The following is an 8,557-nucleotide window of genomic DNA, read 5'->3' on the forward strand; positions in this document are numbered from 1 at the left end:
TACCTGGCGCAGCCGCCGCTGTACAAGCTCAAGTGGCAGCGCGCCGATCCGGAGTTCGCCTACTCCGACCGCGAGCGCGACGGCCTGCTCGAGGCGGGTCTGGCCGCGGGCAAGAAGATCAACAAGGACGACGGCGTCCAGCGCTACAAGGGTCTGGGCGAGATGAACGCCAAGGAACTGTGGGAGACCACGATGGATCCGGCGGTCCGGGTGCTGCGTCAGGTCACCCTCGACGATGCCGCCGCGGCCGATGAACTGTTCTCGGTGCTGATGGGCGAGGACGTCGAGGCGCGCCGCAGCTTCATCACCCGCAATGCCAAGGACGTTCGCTTCCTCGACGTGTAGCCGGTCAGGGAGGGGCCAGGGGAATCGAACCCTTGACCTCTGCCTGCAACTGCCGCTGCCCCCGAGCCTTCCAACGGAGACCTCTTCATGACTGAGACCACACTGCCCCCGAACGGCGGCGCAGGCGACCGCATCGAGCCGGTCGACATCCAGAACGAGATGCAGAGCAGCTACATCGATTACGCGATGAGCGTGATCGTGGGCCGCGCGCTGCCCGATGTGCGCGACGGCCTCAAGCCGGTGCATCGGCGCGTGCTCTACGCGATGTACGACAACGGTTACCGGCCCGATCGCGGTTACGTGAAGTCCGCGCGCCCGGTCGCCGAGACCATGGGTAACTACCACCCGCACGGCGATGCCTCCATCTACGACACTCTGGTGCGGATGGCGCAGCCGTGGTCGCTGCGGTATCCGCTGGTCGACGGCCAAGGCAACTTCGGCTCCCGCGGCAACGACGGTGCGGCCGCCATGCGCTACACCGAATGCCGCCTGACGCCGCTGGCCATGGAGCTGCTGCGCGAGATCGACCACGAGACCGTCGATTTCACGCCGAACTACGACGGCCGCTCGCAGGAGCCGGTGGTGCTGCCGAGCCGGGTGCCGAACCTGCTGATGAACGGCAGCAACGGCATCGCGGTCGGTATGGCGACCAATATCCCGCCGCACAACCTCAACGAGCTCGCCGAGGCCATCTACTGGGCGCTGGAGAACTACGACGCCGACGAAGAGGCGACCCTCGCCGCGTGCATGGAACGCGTCAAGGGCCCTGACTTCCCGACCGCGGGCCTGATCGTCGGCGGACAGGGCATCCACGACGCCTACACCACCGGCCGCGGTTCCATCCGCATGCGCGGCGTGGTGGAGATCGAGGAAGACACCCGCGGCCGCACCACCATCGTCATCACCGAGCTGCCGTACCAGGTCAACACCGACAACTTCATCAACTCGATCGCCGAGCAGGTGAAGGACGGCAAGATCGCCGGCATCTCCGATATCCACGACGAGTCCTCCGACCGCGCGGGTATGCGGATCGTGGTGACGGTCAAGCGTGACGCCGTCGCCAAGGTCGTGCTGAACAACCTGTACAAGCACACCCAGCTGCAGACCAGCTTCGGCGCCAACATGCTCTCCATCGTCGACGGGGTGCCGCGCACGCTGCGCCTGGATCAGATGATCCGGTACTACGTCGAACACCAGTTGGAAGTCATCGTCCGGCGCACCCGCTACCTGCTGCGCAAGGCCGAGGAACGTGCCCACATCCTGCGCGGCCTGGTCAAGGCGCTCGACGCGCTCGACGAGGTCATCGCGCTGATCCGGCGTTCGGCCAATACCGATACCGCGCGCACCGGCCTGATGCAGCTGCTCGATATCGACGAGATCCAGGCCACCGCCATCCTCGACATGCAGCTGCGCAGGCTCTCGGCGCTGGAGCGGCAGAAGATCGTCGACGAGCTGGCCAAGATCGAGGCCGAGATCGCCGACCTCAAGGACATTCTCGACAAGCCGGAGCGGCAGCGCGGCATCGTGCGCGACGAGCTGGCCGAGATCGTGGAGAAGTACGGCGACGAACGCCGCACCAAGATCATCGCCGCCGACGGTGACGTGGCCGACGAGGATCTGATCGCCCGCGAGGACGTGGTCGTCACCATCACCGAGACCGGCTACGCCAAGCGCACCAAGACCGACCTCTACCGCAGCCAGAAGCGCGGCGGCAAGGGTGTGCAGGGCGCGGGTCTCAAGCAGGACGACCTGGTCAAGCACTTCTTCATCACCTCGACCCACGATTGGCTGCTGTTCTTCACCAACAAGGGCCGGGTCTACCGGGCCAAGGCCTACGAGCTGCCCGAAGCCAACCGGACCGCCCGCGGTCAGCACGTGGCGAACCTGCTGGCGTTCCAGCCGGACGAGAAGATCGCCCAGATCATTCGGATCAAATCCTACGAAGACGCCCCGTATCTGGTGCTCGCCACCAAGAATGGCCTCGTGAAGAAGTCGCGGCTGTCGGATTTCGACTCCAACCGCAGCGGAGGCATCGTCGCGGTGAACCTGCGCGACAACGACGAACTGGTCGGTGCCGTGCTGTGCTCGGCGGACGACGACCTGCTGCTGGTATCGGCACAGGGCCAGTCGATCCGCTTCGCGGCGACCGACGAGGCGCTGCGTCCGATGGGCCGGGCCACCTCCGGCGTGCAGGGCATGCGGTTCAACGCCGAGGACGAGCTGCTCTCGCTCAACGTCGTGCGTGAGGGCACATACCTGCTGGTCGCGACCTCGGGCGGGTACGCGAAGCGCACCGCGATCGAGGAGTACACCGCGCAGGGACGCGGCGGTAAGGGTGTGTTGACCATCCAGTACGACACCAGGCGTGGCACGCTGGTCGGTGCGCTCATCGTCGACGACGACGACGAGCTGTACGCGATCACCTCCGGGGGCGGTGTCATCCGCACCGGGGCCAAGCAGGTTCGCAAGGCAGGCCGCCAGACCAAGGGCGTGCGATTGATGAACCTGGGCGAGGGCGATACCTTGCTTGCGATCGCGCGCAACGCCGACGAGCCCGAAGCTATCGGCGACGACACCAGCGATTCTTCCGAGCAATAAACACAGCGGCGGCAACGAACGGATCTGAGGATTGCATTGACCACTCCGAATCAGCCGAATGACGAGCGGCAGCAGACGAACGGCGTGACCGAACGGGTCGCCCCGTCACCGATTCCGCCCCGGCCGATCCAACGACCGGAGTCCGAACCGTCCAATGGCGGTCCGGCGGGCGCGAATCCGCAGGCCGGCGCCGGGCCCGCCGCACAGTCGCGCGAAAACAACGACAAGCAGGGCGAATTCGGCTCCGACGGTGCCGACTCGGCACCGAAGGACGGCGGCAACGCCGCCGATCAGACCGTACGGATGAACGGTTCCGGTCAAGCGCCGCAGGGCGATTCGGGCGCGCCGAGCGGCAACGGCGGCGGCCAGTCGCGGTATCAGGACGGCTGGTCGGCGCTACCCCAGCGGGAGCCGCAGTCCAACCTGCCCCGGCCCGGGCATTCGCCGGTGGCCGGTCGGCAGGCGCCGTCCGGTGGCGGCGGTCTCGGTGGCGGCGGCGGTCTCGGCGGGGGCGTCGGCAATGCCCGCACCACCGCCGACCTCGCGGCCAAGGCGGCCCGCAAGGAAGCGGCGATGGTGAAGTCGGTCGGGCTCGACGGGCCCACCCGCAGCATCTCCCGCCCCGAGCTCACCAAGGACATGCCGGATCTGTCCGAGATCCGGCACCCGCTGCCGCCGGAGAACCCCAGCGCACCCAAGCCGGGACCCACCCCGGTCTCGCCGGCGGTGCCGGTCGCGGTCGCGCAGGCGGTCGCCGGTGAGCCGCTGCGCGCCACGGTCCAGATCCGCCGCATCGACCCGTGGTCGACGCTGAAGATCACCCTGGTCATCAGCGTGGCGCTGTTCTTCGTGTGGATGCTCGCGGTCGGGCTGCTCTACATCGTGCTCGAGGGCATGGGCGTGTGGGAGCGGCTCAACGACACCTTCACCGAGATGGTGTCGCAGGACAGCGGTGCCTCCACCGGCCTGATCGACGCGGGCACGGTGTTCGGCTACGCCGGCGTCATCGGCCTGATCAACGTGGTGCTGTTCACCGCGCTGGCCACCGTCGGCACGTTCATCTACAACCAGTGCTGCGATCTGGTCGGCGGCATCCAGATCACCCTGGCCGACCCGGACTAGGACAGACGCGACGGCCGGTGCCGAGCCCTCCGATGGGCGCGGTGTGCCGGCCGTTGTCGTTGCCGGGGGACGACGGGCCCGCTCATAGGTGTGGCCCTCGGCAGCTCGTCTACCAGGCGTTTTGGTCGTAGTCGGCGCGTCGGGTAATCTCTGTTCTCGGTCGTTGCGTTCGGTGCGGTACCCGGCTGAACACAACAACGAACACACGGGCCTATAGCTCAGGCGGTTAGAGCGCTTCGCTGATAACGAAGAGGTCGGAGGTTCAAGTCCTCCTAGGCCCACTCCCGAACATCACAGTAGGGTGGGAACCATGAAAATTCTCCTCACACTCGGTGTCGTGGTCGCGGTTCTCATCGGAATCACCAAACTGCGCCAGCGCAACGACGCCGACCTGTGGCATGAGGTCACCACCCGCTGACAGCTCGGGCAGCCACCCGGGGCCTTAGCTCAATTGGCAGAGCACTGCCTTTGCAAGGCAGGGGTTAGGGGTTCGATTCCCCTAGGCTCCACCAAATCCACCGGCGATGCTCGCGGAAAGCGCTCGCCGGTGTTTTGGTTCCGCGTGTTTTTTGGGGGCGCAGCCCCCAAACCCCGCCCGGAGGGCTTCGCCCCCGGACCCCCTCTTCGGTTTGGCCCGCCATAACGGTCTCCGCCCGGAGGGGCTTCCCCCGGATCCCCTTTCTGGTTTTGGTCCGCCGTTGAGGTGACCGTCCGGCGGGCTTTGGCCTTGGGGTCTCGCTGGTTTCAGCCGGTCGCGCCTCGGACGTGGTGTCGATCCTCTGGGGCCTGCCGTGCATCGCTGCGCGCGGGCGCGGCGTCGTTGGAGGGATGCCGGGCTTGCGCACAGTCGTGGCTGCTCGCGATGGTGAATCTTCCCAGCTCCGACGGTATTGCCAGGGCTCAGCTGCGGGCTTACCGTTACTGCACTCGACGAGGGCACGGGTGTGGATGGAGGGGCCGATGCGGATCTCGATACGGGGGAATGGGGAGGGCGTGCGGGTTCGGATGCGGTTCGAGGTGAATCGGCGGCGGTGGCTGATCCTGCGAATCATCCTGTGGATACTCGCGATTCAGGGGCTTGTGGTCGGCGCGTGGGCGGTGTTCGCTCCGCGCTCCTGGTACACCAGCTTTCCCGGGTTCGGGATGCGGTGGATATCGGCGGACGGGCCGTACAACCATCACCTGGCCGCGGATGTGGGGGCGTTCTTCCTCGCGCTGGCGGCTGTCACCGGGGCGGCGCTGTATTACGGGGACAGCTTGCCGGCGCGGGTGGCGGGGCTGGGGTGGCTGGTGTTCGGAGTGCCGCACCTGATCTATCACCTACTGCATAAGCCGGCCGAAATGAGCGGTGTGAGTTTCACTTTCAGTGTTCTCGCGGCGGCGCTGCTACCGATCCTCGGGTTGGCGGCGATCCTGGTGGCGCCTGCCGAACGCACCCAACTGCGTGACCCGGCGCCACTGAACATCCGGTTCAGACGACGCCGGGAACGGTGAATGCGGCTCAGCCGAGGGCGGCTGCCTGCTCGATACGGCGCAACTGCTCCGGCTCGGGCCAGCTCCTGATCTCGTAGCGGGCCGGCGCGAGACCTGGCACCGGCGTCAGGCCGAGGATCTCGACCACGCGCGCGAACGGTGCGTCGAACAGGGTGCGCTCCTCGCCACTGTCGTCGGTTTCGCAGAAGACGACGAGATCGGCCTCCGGCAACAGGTAGTCCACACCCTCACCCCACGCGGTGATGGTGCGCGGGCCGTCACCCGGGTCGTAGTACATCAGCGAGGCGACATAGGCGGTTGAGGAGTCGGTGAGTTCGGCGTCCAGTGACTCGAAATCGAACTCCTCTTCGAGGATTTCATTCAACCATTCCGTCTGCGCGGCATACTCGGTGACGGCAAGCCCGCACCGGGCGCGCTGTGCGGCAGGCAGCTGCTCATGCGGCCCGGCCTGATCGAAGGGCACCACCCGGCCGTCGTCGTCGACGGTGTAGGCCTGCGGGCTGAGCGGACGCTCGGACTCGCCGTACTGCTCCTCGATCATCTCGAACAGCGAACCGATCATCTCCGGATCATCGGGCGCCACGATCAACGTGTCGACATCCGGCAGGAACGCCACCGGACGGCGGCCGTAACCGGCACGGAAGGACGCCAGCCAGCCCGGAACCAGCAGCCACGACGTGAAATAGCCGTCGCCGTCATCGGCGAAATGCAGCATGGAATCGGCCTCCGGCTCCGGCAGCTGCGCCATCGCGGACAGATTCGTCAGCGCGGCCTCGAAGACCTCGTCGGCCGATACACCCCAGGCCGCGCGGTGGTCGTCGTTGACGATGGTGCGCCGGTCCGGTAGATCGACAGCCACCAGCTCGTCCACGAACGGCAGCACGGTGCGTCCGAGCGGCTGATCGGCGGCGGGCACGGTGCTGCGGTAGGTCACGGGCCGAAGCACCGGCCGCAGCAGGGGACGGGCGTCGGCCCAGTTCTGGGGAACCTCGAAGTCGGTCACGCCGCACACGCTAACGGCCGCCTACGACACTTCCTGTCGCTGGCGACAACCGCCGGGCATCAAGCGATTTCGGCTCTGTTGTCGTATGCGGTGCGCGCCGCCGCGATCTCGCCCTGATGGGTCTCGGTCCAGCTGACCAGCGCCTGGATCGTCTCGTGCAGGCTTCCGCCGAGCGGGGTGAGCTCGTACTCCACCCGCGGCGGAACCACCGGATACACCGTGCGTCGCACCAGCCCGTCGCGTTCCAGATGCCGCAGCGTGCGGGTGAGCATGCGCTGGCTGACGCCGTCGATCTCGCGCCGCAGCTCGGTGAAGCGCATGGTGCGACCGGCCAGCAGCGCGATCGTCAGCAGCGACCATTTGTCGGCGATACGGTCCAGGATCTGGCGCACATCGCAGTCCTCGCGGGTGTCCCACTGTTTCGCCGTGTAGTCGTCGGTATCCGCGCAGTAACCGAGTGACTCAGAAGTGCCGTCTTCCATGGAATCAAATGGTGACCGATGATGCTCTCAGTTACAAGAAGTAACCGACAGGTGCTTTGGGAACCGATGTGGAGGTGGCGTGATGGCCGGCAAAGTGGGGTCGTTCGCGGAGATCGAATCCGAATTCGATGCCTATGTGGGTCGCATCGTGTACGCGACGATGGTGACCGTGGACAGCAAGAACCGTCCACGCACCCGGGTGCTGATCCCGGTGTGGGAGAGCGTCGACGGCAACCCGCTGGGGTGGCTGGCGACCTACCGGACGCCGATCAAGTCCGCCCACATCGCGCGCAATCCGCACGTGAACTTCTCGTATTGGGCTCAGGGCAGCAATAATTCGGTGGCCGTCGACGCCACGGCCCAGTGGATCGACGATCCCGCCAACGGCGTGCACGACCCGCGGACCAGGGAGCGGATCTGGCGGATGTATGCCCGCACCAGCCCACCCGGCGCCGGATATCACCTCGGGCAATTCTGGACCTCACCCGACGATCCGAAACTGCACATCATGCGGTTGGAGCCGTGGCGGATCCAGGTGATCCGGGGACGGGATCTGCGCAGCCGGATCTGGCAGGCGCCGGCCGACGTGCCGGCCGAGCCCGCCCCGGTGGCCCGGTGACTGTTCAGATCGGGCGCTTGGCGATGACCTCCTGCAAGCGGGCGCGATCACGCTCGAGCTTGCGGGCCTCATAGGCGATGGGGAAGTAGCGCAACCGTTCCGGCAGCAGCGGCACGATTCGCGCGATCACCCAGCCGATCGCGCGAAGCTTACGTTCGTCGGAGTCGGTCCAGGTCAGGCCCAGTTTGCGGCGGGCGGCCTCGGGCGTGGTACCGACGGTGACGAAGTATTGCAGCGCGCCGATCGGGGACACCGCCCACTTCCACACCGGCCGCAGGAATGACGGCAGCTGCTTCGGCGCGCCGACCGAGCGGATCACCCGCAGGTAGTCGTGTGCGGTCTGGGTGGCGACGAGATGGTTCTCCACCCGGTCGGCGAAGAACTTCTCGAAATCGGCGTAGGTGGCGGGGATTTCTTTGGGCGGCACGGAGAAGTTGCGCATGAGCTGCAACGTCTCGCGGTAGTAGTGCTCCTTCTCGTCCCGGGTCAGCGGTCGCTTGGCGAAATATTCGGCGTTCTCGCTGAAGGCGAAGGTGCCGGTGTGCAATACCCACGCCCACGGTCCGCTCGACAGCGCGCGATGTTTGACACCCGCGGCGTCGGTGGTGTTGAGCGAGGCGTGCATCGCGCGCAGGCGTTCGGTCTCGGCGAGAGCCTCGGGGCCGCCGTAGGTCCAGGTCATCACCGCCGACAGGCTGCGCACCGCGCGACCGACCGGATCGGTGCGGAAGGTGGAGTGTTCGTCGACCACGGCGGAGATGGTCGGTTCCATGGTTTGCAGCAGGAACGCGGATCCGGCGGTGAGCGAGAAAGTGACCAGCCCGACTTCCTCCCACATCCGGGTACCGGGACCGAAGGGGCGGCGTTCGGGAAGGGCGGTGGTCCTGGACACGA

The 8,557-nt window shown here is 66.7% G+C and carries 8 protein-coding genes, 2 tRNA genes and 1 pseudogene; 8 read left to right on the top strand and 3 right to left on the bottom strand.

Annotation, left to right across the window (positions count from 1 at the left end; genetic code table 11):
• From RJ05_RS00060 to RJ05_RS29140, 7 genes and pseudogenes are all read left to right on the top strand, one after another.
• A pseudogene (locus RJ05_RS00060) lies at window positions 1-345 on the top strand (DNA topoisomerase IV subunit B); the annotation flags it as partial.
• Between the two features lie 87 nt (window positions 346-432).
• Window positions 433-2,943, top strand: coding sequence for a DNA gyrase subunit A (gene gyrA / locus RJ05_RS00065; RefSeq protein WP_036531407.1), 2,511 nt, complete (start codon window positions 433-435; stop codon window positions 2,941-2,943).
• A 36-nt stretch (window positions 2,944-2,979) separates the two neighbouring features.
• Window positions 2,980-4,065 (top strand): DUF3566 domain-containing protein, encoded by a 1,086-nt coding sequence (locus RJ05_RS00070; RefSeq protein ID WP_036531410.1) that lies wholly within the window; start codon window positions 2,980-2,982, stop codon window positions 4,063-4,065.
• 207 nt (window positions 4,066-4,272) lie between these two features.
• Window positions 4,273-4,346, top strand: a tRNA-Ile gene (locus tag RJ05_RS00075).
• Between the two features lie 29 nt (window positions 4,347-4,375).
• Complete coding sequence (locus tag RJ05_RS31835) at window positions 4,376-4,483, top strand: DLW-39 family protein (protein ID WP_014348311.1); 108 nt, start codon at window positions 4,376-4,378, stop codon at window positions 4,481-4,483.
• A gap of 18 nt (window positions 4,484-4,501) precedes the next feature.
• Window positions 4,502-4,577 (top strand) — tRNA-Ala (locus tag RJ05_RS00080).
• A 448-nt stretch (window positions 4,578-5,025) separates the two neighbouring features.
• A complete protein-coding gene (locus RJ05_RS29140; protein WP_051016001.1) occupies window positions 5,026-5,559 on the top strand; it encodes a hypothetical protein in 534 nt (177 codons plus the stop codon).
• A gap of 7 nt (window positions 5,560-5,566) precedes the next feature.
• Here the strand turns inward: RJ05_RS29140 and RJ05_RS00090 are convergent, their stop codons facing one another.
• Both RJ05_RS00090 and RJ05_RS00095 read right to left on the bottom strand, forming a co-directional pair.
• Window positions 5,567-6,562, bottom strand: coding sequence for a DUF1444 domain-containing protein (locus tag RJ05_RS00090; RefSeq protein WP_051016002.1), 996 nt, complete (start codon window positions 6,560-6,562; stop codon window positions 5,567-5,569).
• Window positions 6,563-6,621: 59 nt separating this feature from the next.
• Window positions 6,622-7,044, bottom strand: coding sequence for a winged helix-turn-helix transcriptional regulator (locus tag RJ05_RS00095; protein WP_036531412.1), 423 nt, complete (start codon window positions 7,042-7,044; stop codon window positions 6,622-6,624).
• An 82-nt stretch (window positions 7,045-7,126) separates the two neighbouring features.
• Here RJ05_RS00095 and RJ05_RS00100 point away from each other — a divergent pair, with 82 nt between their 5' ends.
• Complete coding sequence (locus RJ05_RS00100) at window positions 7,127-7,663, top strand: pyridoxamine 5'-phosphate oxidase family protein (protein WP_051016003.1); 537 nt, start codon at window positions 7,127-7,129, stop codon at window positions 7,661-7,663.
• A gap of 4 nt (window positions 7,664-7,667) precedes the next feature.
• Here RJ05_RS00100 and RJ05_RS00105 read toward each other — a convergent pair whose 3' ends face one another.
• On the bottom strand, window positions 7,668-8,555 hold the full coding sequence (locus RJ05_RS00105) for an oxygenase MpaB family protein (RefSeq protein ID WP_036531414.1): 888 nt from the start codon (window positions 8,553-8,555) through the stop codon (window positions 7,668-7,670).
• Window positions 8,556-8,557: the final 2 nt, after the last annotated feature.

This window comes from Nocardia cyriacigeorgica NBRC 100375 (genome assembly GCF_000308555.1).
In the GTDB taxonomy this organism is placed as follows: Bacteria; Actinomycetota; Actinomycetes; order Mycobacteriales; family Mycobacteriaceae; genus Nocardia; species Nocardia cyriacigeorgica.